This is a genomic window from Ravibacter arvi (assembly GCF_039540405.1).
Classification (GTDB): domain Bacteria; phylum Bacteroidota; class Bacteroidia; order Cytophagales; family Spirosomataceae; genus Ravibacter; species Ravibacter arvi.
Window position 1 is genome coordinate 1 of the sequence record NZ_BAABEY010000030.1, and the last position, 21,852, is coordinate 21,852.

Annotated in this window: 19 protein-coding genes; 3 read left to right on the forward strand and 16 right to left on the reverse strand. The window is 51.1% G+C overall.

Features of this window, described 5'->3' with window-relative positions; all coding sequences use genetic code 11:
- The first annotated feature begins 224 nt into the window (after positions 1-224).
- On the forward strand, positions 225-3,995 hold the full coding sequence (locus ABD852_RS17005; RefSeq protein WP_345031089.1) for a hydantoinase B/oxoprolinase family protein: 3,771 nt from the start codon (positions 225-227) through the stop codon (positions 3,993-3,995).
- Positions 3,996-4,618: 623 nt separating this feature from the next.
- Here ABD852_RS17005 and ABD852_RS17010 read toward each other — a convergent pair.
- The gene (locus ABD852_RS17010; protein ID WP_345031092.1) at positions 4,619-5,452 is read right to left on the reverse strand and encodes a sugar phosphate isomerase/epimerase family protein; all 834 of its coding nucleotides are present in this window, start codon (positions 5,450-5,452) and stop codon (positions 4,619-4,621) included.
- A 275-nt stretch (positions 5,453-5,727) separates the two neighbouring features.
- On the opposite strand from ABD852_RS17010, the gene ABD852_RS17015 reads away from it, so the two are divergent.
- On the forward strand, positions 5,728-6,636 hold the full coding sequence (locus tag ABD852_RS17015; RefSeq protein ID WP_345031094.1) for a sugar phosphate isomerase/epimerase family protein: 909 nt from the start codon (positions 5,728-5,730) through the stop codon (positions 6,634-6,636).
- Positions 6,637-6,642: 6 nt separating this feature from the next.
- Here ABD852_RS17015 and ABD852_RS17020 read toward each other — a convergent pair whose 3' ends face one another.
- The 7 genes from ABD852_RS17020 to ABD852_RS17050 form a co-directional block, all read right to left on the reverse strand.
- Positions 6,643-7,800 (reverse strand): tetratricopeptide repeat protein, encoded by a 1,158-nt coding sequence (locus ABD852_RS17020; RefSeq protein ID WP_345031096.1) that lies wholly within the window; start codon positions 7,798-7,800, stop codon positions 6,643-6,645.
- A gap of 2 nt (positions 7,801-7,802) precedes the next feature.
- Positions 7,803-8,687, reverse strand: a complete 885-nt coding sequence (locus ABD852_RS17025; RefSeq protein WP_345031097.1) for an RsmD family RNA methyltransferase — start codon at positions 8,685-8,687, stop codon at positions 7,803-7,805.
- 15 nt (positions 8,688-8,702) lie between these two features.
- On the reverse strand, positions 8,703-10,292 hold the full coding sequence (locus tag ABD852_RS17030; RefSeq protein ID WP_345031099.1) for a hypothetical protein: 1,590 nt from the start codon (positions 10,290-10,292) through the stop codon (positions 8,703-8,705).
- The gene (locus tag ABD852_RS17035; RefSeq protein WP_345031100.1) at positions 10,285-10,692 is read right to left on the reverse strand and encodes an EVE domain-containing protein; all 408 of its coding nucleotides are present in this window, start codon (positions 10,690-10,692) and stop codon (positions 10,285-10,287) included. The genes ABD852_RS17030 and ABD852_RS17035 overlap by 8 nt, the downstream gene beginning before the upstream one ends.
- A gap of 116 nt (positions 10,693-10,808) precedes the next feature.
- Positions 10,809-11,633, reverse strand: a complete 825-nt coding sequence (gene menB, locus ABD852_RS17040; protein ID WP_345031102.1) for a 1,4-dihydroxy-2-naphthoyl-CoA synthase — start codon at positions 11,631-11,633, stop codon at positions 10,809-10,811.
- A gap of 192 nt (positions 11,634-11,825) precedes the next feature.
- Positions 11,826-13,223 (reverse strand): sugar transferase, encoded by a 1,398-nt coding sequence (locus tag ABD852_RS17045; protein ID WP_345031103.1) that lies wholly within the window; start codon positions 13,221-13,223, stop codon positions 11,826-11,828.
- Positions 13,224-13,361: 138 nt separating this feature from the next.
- A complete protein-coding gene (locus ABD852_RS17050; protein ID WP_345031104.1) occupies positions 13,362-13,667 on the reverse strand; it encodes a hypothetical protein in 306 nt (101 codons plus the stop codon).
- Positions 13,668-13,677: 10 nt separating this feature from the next.
- Between ABD852_RS17050 and ABD852_RS17055 the strand changes: the two genes are divergently transcribed.
- Positions 13,678-14,913 (forward strand): PQQ-dependent sugar dehydrogenase, encoded by a 1,236-nt coding sequence (locus ABD852_RS17055; protein ID WP_345031105.1) that lies wholly within the window; start codon positions 13,678-13,680, stop codon positions 14,911-14,913.
- An 83-nt stretch (positions 14,914-14,996) separates the two neighbouring features.
- Here ABD852_RS17055 and ABD852_RS17060 read toward each other — a convergent pair whose 3' ends face one another.
- The 8 genes from ABD852_RS17060 to ABD852_RS17095 all read right to left on the reverse strand — a co-directional run bounded on the left by ABD852_RS17060 (position 14,997) and on the right by ABD852_RS17095 (position 21,755).
- Positions 14,997-16,574 carry a DHA2 family efflux MFS transporter permease subunit gene (locus tag ABD852_RS17060; RefSeq protein WP_345031106.1) on the reverse strand — a complete coding sequence of 526 codons (1,578 nt, stop codon included), beginning with the start codon at positions 16,572-16,574 and terminating at the stop codon, positions 14,997-14,999.
- Between the two features lie 38 nt (positions 16,575-16,612).
- The gene (locus ABD852_RS17065) at positions 16,613-17,707 is read right to left on the reverse strand and encodes an HlyD family secretion protein (RefSeq protein ID WP_345031107.1); all 1,095 of its coding nucleotides are present in this window, start codon (positions 17,705-17,707) and stop codon (positions 16,613-16,615) included.
- 174 nt (positions 17,708-17,881) lie between these two features.
- Positions 17,882-19,246 carry a TolC family protein gene (locus ABD852_RS17070; RefSeq protein WP_345031109.1) on the reverse strand — a complete coding sequence of 455 codons (1,365 nt, stop codon included), beginning with the start codon at positions 19,244-19,246 and terminating at the stop codon, positions 17,882-17,884.
- Positions 19,236-19,880: a TetR/AcrR family transcriptional regulator gene (locus tag ABD852_RS17075; RefSeq protein WP_345031110.1), complete on the reverse strand. Its 645-nt coding sequence runs from the start codon at positions 19,878-19,880 to the stop codon at positions 19,236-19,238. Before ABD852_RS17075 ends, ABD852_RS17070 begins: the two co-directional genes overlap by 11 nt.
- A gap of 271 nt (positions 19,881-20,151) precedes the next feature.
- Entirely contained in the window at positions 20,152-20,298 is a 147-nt protein-coding gene (locus ABD852_RS17080; RefSeq protein ID WP_345031112.1) for a hypothetical protein, read from the reverse strand.
- Between the two features lie 25 nt (positions 20,299-20,323).
- Positions 20,324-20,470: a hypothetical protein gene (locus tag ABD852_RS17085; RefSeq protein WP_345031113.1), complete on the reverse strand. Its 147-nt coding sequence runs from the start codon at positions 20,468-20,470 to the stop codon at positions 20,324-20,326.
- Positions 20,471-20,495: 25 nt separating this feature from the next.
- Positions 20,496-20,711 (reverse strand): hypothetical protein, encoded by a 216-nt coding sequence (locus ABD852_RS17090; RefSeq protein ID WP_345031116.1) that lies wholly within the window; start codon positions 20,709-20,711, stop codon positions 20,496-20,498.
- A gap of 183 nt (positions 20,712-20,894) precedes the next feature.
- Complete coding sequence (locus tag ABD852_RS17095) at positions 20,895-21,755, reverse strand: AraC family transcriptional regulator (RefSeq protein ID WP_345031317.1); 861 nt, start codon at positions 21,753-21,755, stop codon at positions 20,895-20,897.
- Positions 21,756-21,852 lie beyond the last annotated feature (97 nt).

Sequence of the window (21,852 nt, forward strand, 5' to 3'; positions counted from 1 at the left end):
GCTGGAGGAGATCCACAAAAAGTCTTTAAAACATAAAAAAAGGTCGGAATTTCTTCCGACCACGACTGCTTTTCCAGCTCCCTTTTTTTGTAACCGTCCTGTCCCGGTTTTCTCCAATATCCTGCAGAGTTTGGTCCCGCAATATTTTCAGCCCGCCTTTTTGAACTTCGCTAAAAGTTATAAATTGACCTGCCTTTAGTTGAAACCCCAAAAAGACCAGCCATTTGTCAGACATTTATTGGAAACTGTGGATCGATACCGGGGGGACCTTTACAGACTGTATTGCCGTTGATCCGGCCGGGAGGAAGGATAGGGTGAAAGTGCTGAGCAAGGGGTGCCTCCGGGGTAGAATTTTGCGGAAAATTAACCCGCACGTATATCATTTTGAAGCCAACTGGGTGTATCCTTCTGCCCTGCTTGAGGGGTATACTTTCAGGGTACAGGGAAGCCGTGAAAGCAGCAGGCTGGTAGCGATCAATTTTAACGATCATACGCTCGTTATCGAAGAAAACCGCTCTTCTTTTACCGGGGCTGATTTTGAACTGAGCACGGGTGAAGAGGCGCCGGTGCTGGCTGCCAGGCTGGTAACCGGTACTCCGTTAGCTGCCAAATTGCCGCCCATGGAGCTGCGCCTGGGTACTACGAAAGGTACCAATGCGCTTCTCGAGCGGAAAGGTGCGAAAACGACGCTCTTCGTGACAAAAGGGTTCAGGGACCTGCTCGCAATCGGAACGCAGCAACGGCCTGACCTGTTCCAGTTGAACATTCCAGACCCGGTCCTGCTTTACGACGAGGTCGTAGAAGTGGATGAGCGCCTGGACGCTCGCGGGGAAATTGTGAAAGCACTCCGGCTTCCCGGAGAAAAGACCGGCGGTTTTGAATCGGCCGCCGTTTCTCTGCTTCATTCGTATGTGAACCCCGTGCACGAACAGAAGCTTGCCGCCTGGATCAGAAATACAAGCGGGGCGGCGGTTTCAGTTTCTTCGGAGCTTTTTCCAGCCGTACATTATCTCCGCCGAACGCAAACCGCGCTTGTCAATGCGTATCTGGAGCCGGTGCTGGGCCAGTTTATTGCCGGCATTACCCGGTCTTTAGGGCCCGACAGCAGTTTGAAGCTGATGATGAGCGGCGGCGGTCTTACCGGGCCCGACCGTTTTAAGGCCAAGGACAGCCTGCTAAGCGGACCGGCCGGCGGCGTAACCGCGGCTGCGGCTATTGGCGCCGCTTTCGGGCTGGAAAACTTATTTGCTTTTGATATGGGTGGAACGAGCACGGATGTTGCCAGGATTAACGGCCGGCCGGAACGCAGCTATCTGACCAGAATAGAAGGGCTCGAGCTACATAATCCCACTCTTGAGATAGAAACAGTGGCGGCCGGCGGAGGATCTGTCTGCTGGTTCGACGGGTTTAATCTTCGTGTAGGCCCTGAAAGTGCCGGGGCCAGTCCCGGTCCGGCATGTTATGGCGCCGGAGGACCGCTTACCATTACCGATGTAAACCTGCTTTTAGGGAAGCTTGAACCCAACCAGTTCGGGATACCCATCAGGGCTGACGCAGCGGAGAAAGCACTTAACGAACTTAAAGATACAATTTATCAGAAAACAGGCAGTTTTCTGAGCTCAAGGCAACTGCTGAAGGGCTTCGAGGTGATTGCCAATGAGCGGATGGCCGAAGCGATCCGCCGGATTTCAGTAGCAAAAGGAATTGACCCCGAAAAATATACATTGCTTGCCTACGGCGGCGCCGGTGGCTTGCATGGCTGCCAGCTGGCAGCGGTTTTGGGCATGCAGCGCGTCCTGGTTCCGTACGATGCCGGTTTGTTCAGCGCCTTGGGAATGGGGCTGGCACGTACCAGCCACCTCGCATCGCGGCAGATTCTGCGCCTGTGGGAAGAGACTGCCGGCGGACTGCCGGATATTTTTAAAGCGCTGGAAGCCGAAGCGATGCAGGTAATGATGAATGAAGGCGCCCTTTCGCCGGAAGTGGAGTTCAGATCGGTTTACCTTCGTTTTGCAGGACAGGAGAATGCGTTGGAGGTACCTTACACGGACCCGGAATCAACGCTTGCAGCATTCAAGATCCTTTACGAGGAAAGCTTTGGCTATTTGCCCGCCGACCGGAAAGTAGAGGTAACGAGCGTCCGGCTTGGTGCGGTGGAAGGCAGTGTCCAGCCGAAAAAGAGACAGGTAGCCGATACAGGTATTGCTATCGCGGCCGGCCGTAAACTTCTGACCAGGTTTCACGCAGAAGAGGAAATGGAGATACCGGTTTACGATTGGCAGCATCTTGTTCCGGGAAGTAAAATAGAAGGGGTCGCTTTGGTCGTCAATGAGTCGTCGAGTACGTATGTACCCGAGGGGTGGACCGGCGTTGTGCAGGAAGGAAACGACCTGATGATTTTTGCCAAAAACACAACCCAAACACCTCAAAATGAGGCGCCGGAAGAAATAGCCCTTGAGCTTTATACGAACCGGTTCAAGGCAATCGCCGAAGAAATGGGAGCGCAATTGCTAAGGACGGCTTTTTCGGTAAATGTCCGGGAACGCCTCGATTTTTCCTGTGCGGTATTGGACGCCGAGGGGGAATTACTGGTAAACGCACCCCATGTGCCGGTCCATCTGGGAAGTCTGGGGGTTTGCCTCCGCCAGGTCCTGGCCTTTATTTCTATTCGTCCGGGTGACGTGGTAATTACCAATCACCCGGGTTATGGCGGCTCGCATTTGCCTGATGTGACCTTGCTGGCCGGCGTCTTCACGAAAGAAAAGGAATTGGTCGGGTATGTGGTCAACCGCGCGCACCACGCTGAAATCGGGGGAATGACACCCGGTTCGATGCCGACGCAGGCGGTTCGCCTTTCTGAAGAGGGAGTAGTGATCGAACCACAATACCTGGTCAGAAAAGGGGTAGTTCAGTGGAAGTCCGTCGAGCGGTTGTTTACCCGTTGCAGGTATCCGACCCGGTCTTACGCCGAAAACGAAGCCGATATTGCCGCGGCGCTTTCATCTCTGAGAAAAGGGCAGCGGCAGTTACTTGCGCTTGTGACGGAAAACGGGCTTGAAACGGTACATAAGTATATGCGCCTGTTAAAAGACCGGGCGAGTATCCAATTGCGATCTGCATTGCAGGTTTACGAGGGCAAGGTGCTCAAGGCGGCGGAGTACCTGGATGACGGTCATCGAATCTACCTGAAGGCGACCGTAGCAGGTGGAAAGCTTACGCTCAATTTTACGGGGTCTTCAAAAGTACATCCGGGGAACCTGAACGGCAACCTGGCGATTTTATACAGCACGGTGCTCTATGTGCTGCGGTTACTGGTCGACAGGGACCTGCCGCTGAATGAAGGGCTCCTCAGGCAGGTCGAGCTTGTTCTTCCTTCGGACAGCTTGTTAAATCCGGTATTTCACCGGAACGGAGATAAATGTCCTGCGGTTGTGGGCGGCAACACCGAGCTTAGCCAGCGTCTGGTCGATACCTTGCTGAAGGCATTCGGGCTGGCAGCGGGAAGCCAGGGGACTATGAATAATTTTCTCTTCGGAAATGACCGGTTCGGGTACTACGAGACGGTCGGAGGGGGAGCGGGCGCCGGCGACGGCTTCGACGGGCGATCGGCGGTACATCAGCATATGACCAATACCAGAATAACAGATGCCGAGGAGTTGGAACGGCGCTACCCGGTACGGCTGATGGAATTCGGGATCCGGAAAGGGTCAGGGGGAAAAGGAAAATACCGCGGCGGCGACGGCATTGTACGGGCTTTTGAATTTTTGGAGCCACTGGAGGTAACCTTGCTGGGGCAGCATCGTTTTTTCCGGCCTTATGGACTGGCAGGTGGCAGTGGCGGTGCAACCGGCAGTAATTGGTGGTTTACAGCGCAGAAAAAATGGGTGCAACTTCCGGGGATCGCCGGAGTGTCGGTTCAGAAAGGTGAGATCATGATTATTGAAACGCCGGGAGGCGGAGGTTTCGGAGAGGCAGTTTCTGAAAATCAGAGATGAGGGGTTTAAGGGGAGCCACGAATTCCAGCGGGCCGGACGACCTGATTTAGGTGTACAACAAATTCTTCAAGTGTTTGATTTTGCCTTGTTTGAACTTCCGGAGGCTGTGAGTTTGGGGCATAAAAAGGGTTCGACGGGCTCACCCACCATCCGGATGGTGTCCTCCGGATGGTGTCCTCCGGACGGTGCCCTCCGGATGGTGTCCTCCGGATGGTGTCCTCCGGACGGTGCCCTCCGGATGGTGTCCTCCGGATGGTGTCCTCCGGACGGTGCCCTCCGGATGGTGTCCTCCGGATGGTGTCCTCCGGATGGTGCCTGAGCTTGTCGAAGGCCTTTTATCCTTGAACATAAACTCAATAGAAACCCGGCGTGTGACGATCGGGCACTTGCACCTCGTTGTACAGAATTCACGAATGGGCTTTTTTCGCGAATTCTGCACGACAAATTTACCGCCGCTTAAAGTCCGGCCATTCTTAAATCGAACCGTCATTAGGACCGTAGCGGAGGAATCTCCCCCTCCCAGTACTCAATCCTTCTGCAAGATTTTTTCTGACAGCGCGAGATCCCTCGGCTCCACTGCGTTCCGCCTGGAATGGCGGCTTTTTGCAGATTGCTTCCGGGGCTTAAATAGAATCTACCACTCCTTTATAGTAGCCTACGGACTCGGCGATACCTGCCAGCGGGTCTTTCATGTCTTTCTCGTATTCAAGACTGCACATACCGCTGTACTTCACTTTTCTTAATACCCTGATCAATCCCTGGATATCAATTACGCCGCGGCTGAGCTCGCAGGTTTTTCCTTCTGCTGAGGCAGAGGTAATGTTTTTAAGATGCAGGTCGAAGATACGGTCATGATAGCGGGCAATGTCTGCGATAGGATCTTTGCCATAGCGGAGGTTGTGCCCGATGTCGAAACAAAGTCCAAGACGTTTGTCCAGGTGTTTGATGCGGCTGTAAACGGAGGTTGCGTCCGGGTAAAGCTTGTCTTCCGGTCCGTGGTTGTGAATGGCATAGTGGAAATCGTATTCCTTGCATTTGTCGCTCAGGTATTCCAGGTCTTCATGCAGGGGGATTCCTACGATCAGCTTGACGCCTACCCGTTTTGCATATTCAAAGCCATTATCAATGTCCGCCCGGGTTTTCATATAAATAGGGCCGACCGCATAGCCGGTTACGTTCGACTGTGCGAGGGTTTCATGAAAAGCCTTGATTTCTTCCGGTGTACTTGTAAAGGGTAAATGGAAGTCTTTGATACACAGGTACCGTACATCTACCTTTCGCATCATCTCAAGTGCCTGGTCCAGTTTGAAATGAACAAAGGTGTAGCCTGCCATACCAAGCTTGAAAGGATCTGCTTTTTTTTGACTCACCTTCTGACCGAAAGTGTCGGTGGTGGCTAAAACAGCGCCGGCAATTGTTCCGGCCAAACTTTTTTTGATAAACTCTCTCTTGTTCATACGGTATTGTATCACTTTAATATGGAACCCTGTACTTTCTTTCCGGAATAATCGCGGACTGGCCGGCATTGCCGGAAATCGCCGGGCGATAAAAGTAGCAATATAAGGCAATAGTACTAATGGAGCGGCGGGCTGTATCAATAAATTAGAGACCGGCGGCACTTTTTTAAGGGAGAATTCGCGTTAAATTTCCTTTTCCTGACAGGATCTACGGGAAAAAAAAAGATTGTTCGTCTATTAAGTTACCAGATCCAGATTCAAAATTCGACGCGTGTATGAACTTAGAAGATAATCGTTTATCCAGGAGAAATTTTGTGAAGTCTGCTGCGGCTCTGGCCGGTGCAGCGGCGTTTTCCACAGAGTTTTTGTGGGCGGGAATTGAAAAAAAGGGCGGAATGATACCGCTCGGCGTATGTACCGGCTACAACAATGCCGCCCTGATAAAAGGGATGGGCTACACTTTTGTTGAGGAGGGCGTCGGCCGTTTTCTAATCCCGGATGAGAAAAACGGGGGAGACGCGCAATTTGAACGAAATCTAGCGCTGGTGAAAGAAGTGGGCGTACCGGTCCGGTCGTATACTTCTTTTTTCCCGAGTGACCTGAAGTCGGTGGGGCCTGAGCTGCACCACGAACAGATTCTTCAACGGACGGAACTTGCGCTTAAGCGTGCCAAGGCTATCGGTTCTAAGAACATCGTATTCGGAAGTGGTGGGTCGCGCCGGATCCCGGATGGTTTTGACCGGGAAACTGCCAAGCAGCAACATATTGAGCTGAGCAAAAAAATGGGGCCTATTGCCGAAAAGTACGGTATTACCATCTCGATAGAACCGCTGAACCGTTCGGAGACCAATTTTGTGAATAGCCTGGCCGACGGCGCCGAGATCGTTGAAGCCGCCAATAACCCCTGGTTCAGGCTCCTCGCTGATATTTACCATATGAAGAAGGATGACGAGGGACCCGAACAGATTGTGAGGTTTGGAAAACTGATTACCCATTGTCACATTGCCGAAAAGGCGAATCGTACGCCGCCGGGCGTGGATGGGGACGACTTCAGGCCCTATTTCAAAGCACTGAAAAAGATCAGGTACAAAAACGGCTTGTCGATGGAATGCCGCTGGAAAGATTTTGAACGCGAAGCGAAGACCGCCCTTGAGGTAGTCCGTACCCAATGGCTGGACGCCTAGGGAATTCTATTTTTGAATCTTTCTCGGTTGTATAGGCGAGATATTGAGGCGGGTATCGTCGAGGGTTTTGGCCGGCTCCGGCGATTCGCCCGTTGAACCCGCGTTCAGTTCACGTTCGTTTTCAAGCTGGCTGATGCGCCAGATACCATTGCGGGCGGGAACATAGCCGGGATTGATTTCCAATTCCTGCTCGTAATAGGATTTAGCGGTGTTGAGCCGCCACATTTTTTCCTGGCAGAAACCGATCAGGTAATTTATGGCGGTGTATTCGGGCTTACGACGTTGAATCGCCTCATAGACGGTCAATGCACTGCTGTAATTGCGCGCTCTTACGTAGAGATCGGCCATTTCGGCACGAAGTTCCAGGTCATCTTCACTGAGTTTGACCGCCCGCTCATAAAAGGGTAGCGCGCTGTCCGGAAGTGCCCGTTCCGCATATAGTTTTCCCATTCCAAGGATGAGCTCCCTGTTAGCAGGGAAATGCTGCAGCCCGTTTTGAAGTATCCTGCTGCTATTGGCAAAATCACCTTGCTGCCGGTAAAGCGCCGCCGCCTTGGGATAGGCCCTTACATAGGTGGGGTTCAGGTTAATTGCTTTTTCCATGGAGGCGAGCCCGCCTATGGTGTCACCGGTTTTGGCCTGGAGCATTCCCTGCACATAGTAAACCGAGGCATCATGCGGGGCCAGTGCCAAAATGCCGTTGATGTAGCGCCGGGACTCCGCATATTTTTTATTTTCCTGAAGAATATCAGCCATCAGCACGTAGAGCTTCGGGCTTTTTTGCTGGAGCGCTTCGGCGCGTTCCGCGTCGAGTAAAGCGTCACTGAGCTGGTTTAGTTCCCGGTTAATGATCCCGCGCAGCAGGTAATATTCGCCCACGTTGTCCTTTGCTTCTATCGCGTCGGTTGCGTCGTTCAGCGCGGCTTTAAAATCACCTTTTTCAAGGTAGAGCTGTGCACGTTTGTAGTAGCTTCCCGGTGGGTCAATTCGTTTCCTGATGCAGTCGGTAAGAAATGCCAGCCGGTCAGCGTCTTTCCGCTTTTCAAAATCTTCCTGGTAAGGTGGTGGGATATGCGCGCCGTCATGATCGGTCCCGGTACACCCGGCCAAAAGAGCCAGGAAGCCAATGGGGACCAGTAGACGGAAAATGACTTGCGCAGGCATGATCAGGGGTGGTCCGAAAATCTGTAGAAAATTCCAAGCGGCAACTTATTGGTATGCCTGTCCTGTAAGAAAAGCTCGCCGAATTCCCTGTTGGGGGCATCGGGATAATGAATTTTAAACAGGTTTTCAAGAATCATCGCGGAGAATCCCAGCGAGTAAAGATTGATCACCAGGAAAAAATCTCTTTCAGCCAGGAGCTGCACCGACAACTCGATCAGTTCGTTGATGTGGGTCTCGAGCAACCACTTTTCTCCGGCAGGCCCGCGTCCATAGGCAGGCGGGTCCAGAATGATGCCGTTGTATTTCCTGTTTCTCCGAACTTCCCTTTTTACAAATTTGAGCGCGTCTTCCACCATCCACCGGATATTGTCCAGACCTGACATTTCCATGTTAGCCCTTGCCCAGCTAATTACGGGCTTGACAGAATCGACATGAGTTACGTCGGCCCCTTTCTGCCTGGCGGCCAGTGAGGCTAACCCCGTATAGGCGAAGAGATTTAAGACCGAAGGTTTCTCCAGGCGCATGGAGGAGAGCTTTTGAGCAATGTATTCCCAGTTTTCTGCCTGCTCGGGAAATAGCCCGACGTGTTTGAAGGACGAAAGGGATAGCTTGCTCCTGAGATCCAGCTGCGGGGTTTTGTAGGTGAACTCCCAGTTCTCCGGCATATTACTCCGTGTGCTCCAAAGCCCCTTTTCTTCAGAGTTCCGGTCCCGCTTAAAGATGGCGTCCGACATTTCGAGCCATTCGTCCTCGGAAAGGTGCTTCTCCCAGACGGCCTGAGGTTCGGGTCGGGTGAGGACGTATTTTCCGAATCGTTCCAGTTTTTCAAAACCGCCGGTGTCGATCAGCTCGTAATCGCGGAGTGTCGTTGGTGTAATCAGTTTCACGCTCAGGATACAGATTTATTCGACAGTAAGTTTGTTCAGGTAGAATACGTTTCTTTTTCCTCTCGCGGCAACATCGCCGGCCTGTGCGTTTGCAATTTTCTGCTGGCCCCAGGCGAGGTAGTATGGGCCGTACCAGTGGCACACTTCATCAGTGGAGGTACTGCGTACTTTGTCGCCCTCCAGTTCGGTTGGAACTGACATTCTTTTATCCTCCTGTACGACCTGGTCACGGCGGATGATTTTGCTCCACACGGCGCCTTTATTTCCGTAAACGATCTTCGTCTTGCCGTCGGGCATTTGTGTTGCCGTAACTTTCTCCCGGAGTTCGTTGCTTTTTACCTCGTTAAAAACCACGCTGTTGTCCCACAGTAGCTTTCCCGAAAAATCGATCCCGGCAACAACGGCATGGGTATAGGTGAACCCGTCGAAAACCTGGTTCCCGTTCCCGTAGTACCTGCCCCCGCCATAGTAGGGATTGAAATAGTAAGGGTTATAAAGGCCGTAGCCAAAACCCGAGCCGAAGAGCCAGGGGTTGCCCCAATAACTCCGTGCGCCATACAGGTTATTGTTGTATTTGAATTCGGGGTAAAACACTTCCGCTACTACCAGGTACTGGTTGTCGGAAGGTAGGATATCGTGCACCAGGAGACGGTAATTGAGCTTGAGGTCTTCGCCGTCGGCTTTTTTCTTCTGAATTCTCCGTTCCATTTTTTCCAGCTGCCTGTCGCTGAGAAAGTCGAAGAAATGGGTGAAATCGGTAAAGCTGTGGTAAGTGGTAAAGGTCTCTTCGTTGTCGACAAACTTCGAGATATACAGGCCCTGCGATGCTGCTGGTCCGGAAGACTGCCGGTCGCGGTGCCCATAGGTGCCGATCAGCAGTTTTTCCCGATCATTCAGCGTCTGTAGCCGGCCGTTGAGGAGTGAAAATCCGGATTGAGGAAGGCTTCCGACTTCGGATACCAGCTGCCCGAAGGTGTTATACGACCTGGCAATAATTCTGAGAGAACGGCCGTCTTTGATGCTCATAATGACGTTGGCCAGTTCATTGGTCGTGTCAATTTCGACCGACTGAATGGAAAGAATACCCTTTACTGCCGTGGGCAATACTTTCGATTGCCCGGTTTGCAGGTTGGTGTGAAGCAGAACAGGCTCGTCGCGGAGCGTGCCTGCCATAAACGCCGTATAGCCAATGGTTTTGAAATCAGTAATTTCAAAACGGTCAATGGTTTGGAAAACAAAATTTTCTACGAAGCCCGGGCCTGCGCTTGCCTTTACCACCTGGTAGGCAGAGCTTCGATACCGGTTAAAAAGCAGATAGATAGATGATCCGTCGTACGTGGACGCAACAAAGTCAAGATTGGCGGTAATGTCACCGCTGCTGGTCCACTCTTCTTCGAGATCAGAGCTGAATTTCTGTATCCGGTACTTCCTTTTTTCCGGTTTGGAAACCAGTGCGACTCCCTTACTACCAAGCGGTACAGTGTGATAGCCGTCGCTCTCCCTGGGAGGAGGGAGTTCTACCCGCATTTTGCCCTGTCCCGTCCCGGTCAGTGCGCAAAGGCTGAGGAGGAGGCAGAAGAACAGCTTAAAAAATGGTTTAATCATGGGCAAGGCTCACAATGATGTCGAATTCCGGTTTGCCGATCGGCTGTACAGAAAGCCGGGACTGGGTTACCAGCGGAATATGCTGCAATCTTTTGTCGGCTTTGACCTGCTCCAGCGTTACTGTTTTTGGAAATTTTTCTACCGGCTGCAATTCTACGACCACCCATCTCGGGTCGTCGGTAGTAGGGTCGGGGTAGTGTTCTTTTGAAACCCTGGCCAGCCCCACGACTTCTTTTCCTTCGTTGCTATGATAGAAAAGTACGAGATCGCCGACTTTCATCGACATGAGGTTGTTCCTGGCAGCATAGTTGCGGACCCCGTCCCAAACTCCTGTTTTTTCTGCCACGAGATGATCCCATGAGTATTTGAAAGGTTCGGATTTGACCAGCCAATGGTTCATTGGTAACAAAGTTTATTGTGGAAGGATATACTTCTTTGCAGAAGAACGAAAATAGGCCCGTTTCATTGGCGAAACGGCTCGGCAATCGGGCAAAATTCGTTATTTATAAAATCGGGTCAGGGGAACTTCGGAAACTTGTCAAAGTCCGGCTTCCTTTTCTCGAGAAATGAATTAAACCCTTCTTTGGCTTCATCGCTCAGGTAGTAGAGCAGGGTGGCATTTCCTGCGAGTTCCTGGATGCCGGCCTGGCCGTCGAGCTCCGCATTGAACGAGCTTTTCAGCATCCGGATGGCGAGCGGACTTTTGTCCTGGATTTTTTTGCACCACTTCACGGTTTCCTCTTCGAGTTTTTCAAGCGGTACTACCTTGTTTACCAGTCCCATATCCAGTGCTTCCGATGCATCATACTGGTCACAAAGGAACCATATTTCCCTGGCTTTCTTCTGGCCGACGATACGGGCAAGGTAAGAAGCGCCGAAACCTCCGTCAAAGCTGCCTACCATTGGGCCGGTTTGGCCGAAACGCGCATTTTCCGCAGCAATTGTAAGGTCGCAGATAACATGCAGCACATGGCCGCCGCCTATTGCCCAACCGGCAACACTCGCGATTACTGCTTTGGGGATGGAACGGATCATCTTCTGGAGGTCGAGTACGTTGAGCCTCGGCACCTGGTCTTCTCCCACATAACCTCCGTGGCCCCGTACGGACTGATCACCACCCGAACAGAAAGCTTTTCCTCCTTCGCCGGTGAGAATAATCACCTGTATACGAACGTCTTCACGGCAAATGTGCATTGCATCAATCATTTCAGTCACTGTTTGCGGACGAAATGCGTTGTGCTTGTGCGGCCGGTTGATGCTTATTCTTGCTATACCTTCGTGAAACTGGAATAAAATATCTTCATAGGACTTAAGCGTCTCCCACTGTATTTTCTCGGCCATAACCCTTTAGTTCAATTAATACTCAATTACTGGTGATCGTAGGCAAAAGTAAAGGTAATTCGTTAGAAATCGGAAATCGGAAATCAGAAATCAGCCCGACTACGTAAGCCAATTTCCAATTTCCGATCTCTGATCTCTGATCTCTGATTTCCGACCTCCGATTTCCGATCTCCGATTTCCGATTTCCGATCCCTATCTCCCTTTCTTCTGGAAAACGAGCAGCACGGTTCTTGCAATAAGCCACAGGTCGGTTCTGAGGCTGGGGTTATCGACGTAGAGAAGGTCGTAATTGAGTCTTCTGACCGATTCCTGGGCGTTGTCGGCGTATCCTACCTTGACCTGACCGATAGAAGTGATGCCCGGTTTTATGGTCAGTATGCGTTTGAATTTGGTCGGGGATTCTTTCATCAGCATTTCAACATCATACCGGGCCAGCGGCCTGGGGCCAACAATGGACATATCGCCTGCGATAACGTTGAAAAACTGGGGAAGCTCATCGAGCCGGGTTTTTCTCATAAAGCGGCCGAATTTGGTAATCCGTTTATCGTGGTCACCCATGGAGTGCTTTTGAGCGATTTTATCGGAATCGGGTACCATGCTTCTGAATTTGATGATCTTGAAGGGTTCGCCCCACCGTCCGGACCGTTCCTGCAGGAAAAAAACAGGGCCTTTGGAAGTGAACTTTACAAGCACAGCCATGATAATGAAAACAGGAGACCCCAGCGTAACGACGGTCAGAGAAAAAACCAGGTCGAAAGTTCGCTTGAGCACTTCAGTCCTCACATTGGAAAAAGCTTTGGTAGAGATATTGATTACCGGGATATAGTCGTGGTATTCAAGTGTCGCTTCGTTGGTCAGGAAGCCGCGGAAGTCGATCTGAAGCATTACCTTGATTTTGTGCTTTTCACCAAGCTGTATGATCGCCTGGATGTCCTGGTTGTCAAGGTAGGGCTGGCAGCAGTAAATATGGTCGATGCGCTCATCCATAATAAACTCTTCAAGCACAGCCAGGTTATGGTGCCATGCTTTCACAAAGGGTACAATGGAATGCTTGTCGAAATATCCTTTGAAGACGTACCCGATGTCGGGGCTCATGTCATAATAATTCTTGACCGCATCTGATAGCTCACCATAGCCTACAATGATGTAGTTGCGCCGGTTGTAACCGCTTAACCGGTATTTTTTTACCAGGTAGGTCGCGATAATGCGCCAGCCGACGCCTAAAAAAAACAGCAGGCCGGTGGCAAGAACCAAATGTCCCCTTGAAAAATAGTAGCCTTTTACAAATACCCAGAAGGCAATTACCAATGCCAGGTGGAGGGCCGCCACCTGGAAAAACCGGGACATCAGCTCGTTGAGGTTGAAGCTGTGCCTGAGAAACCGATACGGTTTCAGAACGAGTACAAGAATGATCCAGATGAGGTTGTAGACCAGCCAAAAGATGGTGTAGTGAAGTTCCGAGACAGGTAGCGCGCTTTTAGCTACTATCACGAACCTCAACCATAATGCACCCAGAAATGCAATATTGATAATCAACAGGTCGGCGACGAACTGAAGAGAGGAGAAATAATTAGAGTAGCGATGTCTCATGCCTAACGCCATGAAGGGTGGATAATACTTCTGTCACTACAAAAAGCCTGCCAGAAACAAACGATAGTATTGCCGGAATGTAAACTGATTTAAGACGGAATCCCTCGGGCCTGTAGGGTTTTGGGTTTCTTCATGCTTTTAATGGTAGTATGGACTTTGCGGAGTGATCTTTGTCTTTATTTTTCCACAAAAATAATAACTAGAAAGCGCTTTAGCTAGTGAAAAAATTGTCTTTTTGCAAATATATTTCAATAAATGTTCAAGCCCGGCGCCAGGCGCTGCGGGTATTTCCGCGAGCTCGGTTTTACCGCGTATTTTTTTTATTTGGCTCGGTTTTGGCGTGAATTTTTTAACTTTCAGAACTGTTCCCCTTAGCCCGGCCCGCGAGAGGGCAAAAGCCTTCAGGCTTTTTTGATTTTTGTTAAACCACAACATGTTAAACATTCAAAAGGAAATGAAAAGACTCAGATGGGCAGTTTTGCCCGCAGCCGCGCTGGCAATAGCATCCTGTCAGACAAATTCCATGAAAGAGACCACCGAGACAAAAGTCGACAGCACTTTCGCCCCGGTGGAAACGAAGCCCGGTAATACGGCCTATAAGCCTGCCTTTGAGGGGCAGACACGTATTAACGGCGTGAAGACAGCCACACCCCTGGAAGTAACCGTACTTACCAGTGATCTGAAGAACCCTTGGGGAATTACACCGCTCCCTGACGGCCGTTTCCTCGTAACTGAAAAAGCGGGAACGCTTAGATTGGTTACAACAGCGGGTGCGATCAGCGAACCTATAGCGGGAGTTCCCGCCGTTGATTCCGACGGGCAAGGTGGTTTGCTGGGGATCCGGACAGACCCGGCTTTCAATGAAAACAGGATGGTGTATTTTGTTTTTTCTGAAAAACAGGGAGGAGCCGGCAACCTTACCGCCGTTGGAAAAGGGAAATTGTCTGCTGATGACAAAAGACTGGAGGATGTAAAAGTCATATACCGGGCGACCCCTGCCTATAAGGGCAGGCTGCATTACGGCGGGCGTATCCTTTTTGATCCGGCCGGGAATCTGCTGGTGAGTACTGGTGAGCGCTCCGATCTGGCTACCCGTCCGCAAGCGCAGGATCTGAAATCAGGCCTGGGTAAGATCGTACGGATTGACAAGGATGGCAAGCCGGTAAGTGGCAACCCGTTTGCAGGTCGTACCGATGCGAGGCCGGAAATTTATTCATACGGACACCGTAATGTACAGGGGCTTGCATTGCACCCGGAAACCGGCGATCTCTGGGAAACCGAGTTCGGTCCGCGCGGCGGTGATGAGCTCAACCGGATTGAAGCGGGCAAGAATTACGGCTGGCCGGTTATTACCTATGGTATTGAGTACGCCGGCGGGAAAATCGGCGACAGTATCCAGCAAAAGGAAGGCATGGAACAGCCCGTGTATTACTGGGATCCCGTCCTTTCCCCGAGCGGCATCGCGTTTTATACCGGTGACCGTATACCGGAGTGGAAAAACAACCTGTTTATCGGTGGCCTGAGCGGGTCGCATATCGCCCGGATTGTAATTGAACAGAATAAGGTGAAAGGAGAGGAGCGCCTGCTTGAAAATGAAAAGCAGCGTTTCAGGGATGTGACTATGGGTACGGACGGAGCGCTTTATTCGGTTACCGACGCCGGCCGCCTGTATAAGATCGACAAAAAGTAAGTTGTGAGGGGTTAGCCTTGAGGTGTGGGGTGTGAGCGGGAACTTTATTCCCCCACACCTCAAACCTCAAGGCTAACCCTTCCTCAATGCATCGCCTCGGACATGTCTACCTTGGACTTCCCGGTTCTGATTAATAAAATAAATGGAACACAAACCAGGAACAGGATGCCGATGTACAGGAAAACATCCATATAGGTGAGTACAGTCGACTGGCCCGTAATGCTGAGGTCGATCAGTTTCAAAGCCGATGCTTTAGCCTGCTCGGGACTCAAGCCATGTGCCATAAAGTTCTGCTGCAGCCCGTTCAGTTTTTGAACCAGAAGCGGATTGTCGGGTGTAATGTTGGTCAGCAGATCGTTTCTGTGAGCCGCAGTTTGCCGGCTCATAAAAGTGGTAATCAGCGCGATGCCGAACGACCCGCCCAACTGGCGCATCATGCCGGTGAAGGCTGCTCCCTGCCCGATTTGCTGACCTTTAAGCCCGGAAAGGGATAAGGTGGTGATTGGTATGAAAAGCATACTCAGGGCAAGTCCGCGCAGCATCAGCATCCAGAAAAAGGCATCTTCGCCGGTATTGGGCGTCAGGATTTTGTAACCCCACAGACTGTAAATAAAAAACAGGAACATTCCTGTGGCGGCGATCAGTTGAGGCCGGACCCCCCGCTGGAGCAACTGGCCGATAATGGGCATCATGAACGCCGTCATAAGCGCTGCGGGGATCATAATCATACCTGCCTGCTGAGCGTTCCAGCCGAGTGAATTCTGGAGGTAGATCGGAATGACGAAAGTAGAGCCGTACAGTCCGAAGCCCAGGATAAAGGACAGCGCAGTACCGACAGCCAGGGTCTGGTTTTTGAGCACCCTCAGCTCCACGATCGGGTTCTTGCAGGTAAGCTCTCTCCAGATAAAAAAGTAAGCCGTGATTGCGGAAACAACCGTCAGCACCAGGATAGTACGGTCATTGAACCAGTCGTCCTGTTGTCCGTGTTCCAGAACATACTGGAGTGAGCCGACCGCCAGGATGAGGAAGATAATTCCCAACCAGTCAACCTCGCTTGCTTTTTTCTTTTCTGCATATTTCGGGCTGCGTATAAATTGGAGGGTGAGTGCTGCGGCAATAATCCCGATCGGGATGTTGATATAGAAAATATACGGCCAGCTGTAGTTTTCTACAATATAGCCGCCCAGCGGCGGTCCAAGGGTCGGGCCGATAATAACGCCGAGCCCGTAAATAGCCTGTGCAATTCCCCGTTTTTCCGGTGGCCATACTTCGGTGATGATGGTTTGCGAGGTAACCAGCAGCGCGCCCCCACCGATTCCCTGGAGAAAACGAAAGAGGATCATTTCCCACATAGTGGTAGCGTTTCCACACAGGAACGAGCAGATTGTGAAAATAACGACCGAAGCGGCGTAGTAATTACGCCGGCCGAACTGTTGCGATAGCCAGCTTGTCATAGGCACCACAATCACGTTCCCGATTGCATAGGCGGTGACAACCCACCCGATTTCGCTGAGCGTTACCCCCAGGTTTCCCTTCATGTCGTTCAGGGCAACGTTCACAATGGTGGTATCCACAATTTCGAGCAGAGCGCAGACAATTGCCGTCAGTGTTACAATCCAGCGCCTGCTGCCATATTCAACCAGCGAAGCTTGTTCTGTCATATTAATAAGGAATAACGGTTCGGCGGACTGAAAACCGGTTACAACTGTACTTCCACAACCGCATTCATGCCCGCTCTCAGATTGTTCAGGTAATCGTCTTTCGGGTTGCTGAAATCAATTTTGACCGGTAGGCGCTGCACTACTTTTACAAAGTTTCCGCTTGCGTTGTCCGGCGGCAGAAGGGAAAATTTGGAGCCGGTAGCCGGGCTGATAGACGAAACCGTTCCTTCAAAAGTGTGTTCCGGGTAGGCATCCACCTTGATGGTTACTTTTTGACCGGCCTTCATTTTGGTAAGCTGGGTTTCCTTGAAATTGGCGACCACCCATTTCCGGTCCTGCGGGACAATCTGGAACAGCGATTGACCGGCCTGGAGGAACTGACCGATCTGGAGGTTTATTTTCGAGACCTGGCCATCTACCGGCGCTGTAATCACCGTATAGCTCAGATTGAGCTGTGTCGCCTGAACTTCCGCTTCCCGTTGCTGAACAGCGGCATGGGCATAGGCCACCTGGCGGCTGGTAACGTTTCTTTGTGTAGCAACCGCTGCGGTTTGTTTAATGGCATTCTGCTTTTGCGCTTTGAGGATTTCGAGCTGGCGGTCTGCACTCTGTTTGGCGGCCAGTGCCTGCTCGTATTGTTGCTGCGTAATGCTGTGATCTTTTACCAGGTTCTCGAACCGTTTGAAATCGCTTTCGGCGCGCCATTGCGTAACTTTCGCCGCTTCGATCTGGGCGTCAATCGTGTTAATGGCGGATTCGGAAGTGCTTACGTTAGCGCGTACGACCGGCAGCCCGGCGTTAGCGACCGAGACGTTGTTCTCGGCGGCCGATAAAGCGGCCTGCGCTTCAAGTACCCTTATTTTCAGGTCCCTGTCATCGATGATCAGAAGGGTGTCTCCTTTTTTTACGAGTTGGTTGTCACTCACGCGAACTTCCCTGATATAGCCGGAAACGCGTGGAATTACCGGGCTGATGTTCGATTCAACCTGTGCATCATCCGTTTCTTCGTGATGTTGCGCATGCCGGTACTTGATCCAGCCAAAAGTACCGCCTACCAGGACGAGCAGCCCGAATACCAGCGCAAAACGAAGACTACTTTTGGATTTGCCGTTTTCTTTTTCTTTGTGTTCCATTTCTTTGGTGTAAATGCCACGAATTCACTAATGAATTGTTTTATTCGTTAATTCGTGGCTAATTCATTATTATACAGCATCTTATTTGATTCGTGACGGGCGCTTTTTCAAGTCCCAGCCGATTTCCGATTTCCGATTTCCGATCTCCGATCTCCAACTTCCGATCTCCATCCTTCACGGCCCCACCTTCTTTCCCAGGATCCCCGCTGTTTGATAGAGCAGGTTGTAGGCGACCTGAATATCAGCTTTGGCATACGCGTAGTTGATTTCAGATTGTAATTGGGCAACGTCGGCATCGAGCAGGTCGGTAGTGAGCGCGAGCGCATTGTCATATTTGTTTTTTGTGATCCGGTAGTTTTCCCTGGCCTGTTCAACGGCCCGGGCGTATACTTCAGATTTTTTAAGCGCTTCCGTATAATCCTGGTAGGCCTTGAACAAGGCTACCCGTATGCCGTCGTTCAGTTGTTGTTCGGCGTAGACCAGTTGCTGTTGCTGGGCTTTTGCCTGGCGGATTTTGGGTTCGGTTTTGTAAAGTGAAGCGATGTTGTAGCTTAGTCCCAGGCCGATGTTGACTGCGTTGGTAACCGTCAGCACGTGCGGAACGTAAGCGGCGATGTAGCCGCCGGTCAGGGCCAGGGCGGGGTACTTTTCACCCTTCGCAATTTCTATTCCAAGGTGGGCTGCCTCTTCGCGCTCCAGGAGGGCGAGACGGTCGTTCCGGTTCTGCAAAGCCTGGGTTTCAAGATCCTGAAGCGATTCCACGGTCCGGGATTCGTCCAGAGCGAGGGAGTCAAGTTCCAATTGTGTTCCGGGCGCCAGGCCCAGCATAATGTCCAGGTGATAGTTGGCAGTTTTTTCGTTGTTTTGGGCTTCGAGCAGCGCCAGCTCCATGTTGGATTCCTGCAATTGTGCTTTCAGCAGGTCGTTCCGGGCAAGCAGCCCGTTTCGTTCCATGTTGGAGAAGTCGGCGACCCTTTGGTGGGCCATCTTCAGGTTTTCCTGAACCAGCCTGACCGCCGATTGTAGCTTGTACAGGTTGTAGTAGGCCTCGATCAGGTTCATCGTTTCCGCCTCCCGGTCGTGCTCGCGCTCAAATTGTGCTGCCTTCCGGAGGTACTGTGCCGAAGCGATGCTGTTTTTTATGCGGAAGCCGGAAAAGAGCGGCAGGCTGGCATTAAGCGAGCCGAACATGGCGTTGTTGACTTTCAACGCGCTCAAACCGCTTTCTTCATTCGAGGGATTTTCTTCGGAAGGTTTCCCCATCGGAAACTTCAGGTTCACGTTGGGCTGCAGCAGTTGCATGTAGGTTCCTGACACTTTCAGGTCCGGGAGCTGTTTCATTCTTGCGTCCGAAACGGAAGCATCCGAAGCAACGATTTTAGAGTCGGCGGCTTTCAGCGTTTTGCTGTTGGCGAGACCGAGCCGGATAGATTCCGCAAGCGACAGCGATTTCGTGCCCTGGGCGGCAACCTCGCAAAGCGGGCTTGCCAGTACGATCAGCAAAATAACCTGGAAGCGGTGCAAAAAGTTACTTTTCATGTGGTACTACTGTAATGAGTGCTAGAATAGAGTCTTTGATGTGCTGTCCCATTTTATCGATGATTTTTTCCCGGTAGGCTTCGTCATCGTCAGGGTCCAGTCCGTTGTCTTCACATATAAAGGGTTTGTTGGAGACGATGTAGTTCAGAACGCCTACGATGGAATATACCAGCATGGAGACGTCAACATCGTTTCTGAAAACGCCTTTTTCCTGCCCTTCCCGGATGGTCTGCGCCAGAAATGCCTTGTTCGCCTTCTTCATATCGCGTATCATGATAAACACCGGCCCGGCGGGGTCCATGGCTTTTATTTCTGTGTGCAGCAGATTGCGGAAGCGGCTCTGGCTGGTGAAGACGTTGATGTAGTGGTCGACAATGCGCGTGATTTTTACGAAAGGGGAGGTGTTCGCCGAAAAAGCAATGGAAGCAAGGTGATGCTGCGTTTTTATGGAGTGGTTTTTGACAATGGCTTCGAGCAGTTTTTCTTTTGAGCCGAAGTAGTAGGAAATCATCGAGACGTTAACGTTCGCAGCTTTGGCGATGTCACGGACCGACGTTCCTTCAAACCCTTTTGCAGCAAAGATTTCCAATGCATGGTGCATGATCCACAACTGCTTTTCATTAAACTCTTCCATTGTACTTTTATTGGATTCGCATGCAAATGTAAGTGGATGTAAAAAATCAAACAAACGTTTGATTGATTTTTTTTTGAAATTTTTATGGGGGTCTGTGTTTTTGTTTAACTTGCTTGTAACTAGTTTATTGTGGGTTTATTTTGGGCGGGGGGAAGACGGAGTGAGCCAATTTTTTTGCGTATATGTACATTATTTTTCTCTGAGCCTCATTGCTGGGTTTTGAGAGGTGTTGTATTATTTTTATAATATTCTGGGTGATTCATTGGCGGCGCTACCATTGACAACAACAGGTTTGGCGCCGCTCCACCCGGAGGGTCATCCCGACCGCAGCGGAGGGATCTCCCGCTCCCGGTACCCAATCCCTTTCAGAGGGCTTTTTTCTTGCAACAGGAGATCCTTCAGTTCCACTGCGTTCCATTCAGGATGACCGTCCGGCAGATGCGCTACCATTGACAACAACAGGTTTGGCGCCGCGCCGTCCGGAGGGTCATCCCGACCGCAGTGGAGGGATCTCCCGCTCCCCGTACCCAATCCCTTTCAGAAGACTTTTTTATAGCAACAGGAGATCCTTCAGTTCCACTGCGTTCCATTCAGGATGACCATCCGGCAGATGCGCTACCATTGACAACAACAGGTTTGGAGCCACTCCAACCTCCCGGTCATCCCGACCGCAGCGGAGGGATCTCCCGCTCCCCGTACCCAATCCCTTTTAGAGGACTTTTTTCTCACAACAGGAGATCCTTCGACTCCGCTGCGCTCCGCTACAGGATGACCGTCCGGGTGATAGCCTCCGGCTACCATTGACTTCCATTGACAACATCTATTTGTCATCTCCGCTACAAGGTGTTTTCGCAAAAAAACTTTTTTCTCAGGATGACCGTCCGGCGGGACCTCCCCGGCGATCATCCTCCCGTTAGAACCGTTTACATCGAATTGTCGACCTGGCTTCGGAAATGAGGATTCCGCTTCAGTATGCATCTATTTCGGGTAAGTAGAGGGTGGCGCCCGGCGCTTTTATTTTTCCCTGAAGCCGGTAGGGGTAGCTCCGGTTTGGCTCTTGAAAAAGTTGGAAAAATAAGCGTGATCCACAAATCCTAGCTCAAATGCAATTTCCTTGATGGACAGGTCGGTGGACTGGAGCAGTCGTTTGGCTTCCAGCAATACCCTTTGCCGGATCAGCTCGGTGGCCGGCACGTTCAGGTGTCTTTTGCAGAGAATATTCAGGTAGTTGGCTGAAACATTGAGTTTTGAGGCGTAAAAACTGACTGATTTCTCCTCTTTGTAATGCTGTTCAATGAGTGTGTTGAATTTCGCCAGCCTCGGATTGGAGAGGTATACTTTAAAATCGTCGAAAAGATTTTCGGCCTCTTTGCTTACAATTGCAGCGATGACCGCTGCCCTTGCGCTGATCAGGTCTTTGAGCGAATTGGCCGCGCTAAGTTCATCCCTGATGGCATCAAATTCGTATTTCAGCAATTTGAAGCTGCTTTCCGTACATGGAATCAGGGGGTGGTTCATGTAATTGGCAATGGAAAACCGGAAGTAGGGAGCGAAGCGTTCAAAAAATATGCGGTCTATCATGAGCTGGTAGCCGATTGTTTCGGGGCCAATGTCCCACCGGTGTACCTGGCCGGGGAAGAGGATGTGTATTTGCCGGTCTCCTATGGGGTAATCCCGGAAGTCTATGGTGTGAACTCCCTGCGCACGCTCAAATAAATTGATAATAAAAAAATCGTGCTTGTGAGGCCGGTCTATGTGTTTTACGCCCAATAATTCATTGAACAACAGCTCGTCGCGGCCTACCAGCTGGTCCTTTCGGAATTCCTGTATGCCGATTAGCGGTACATAAACATTACTACCCTGCTGCCTAGTCATCAATGAGACGTTGTGTTTTGCAGGGGAAAATAATAAAAAAACACGATTGAGGCGGAAAAGTAAAATCCGCTCAATCATGTTTTGCCAATTGGCTCCT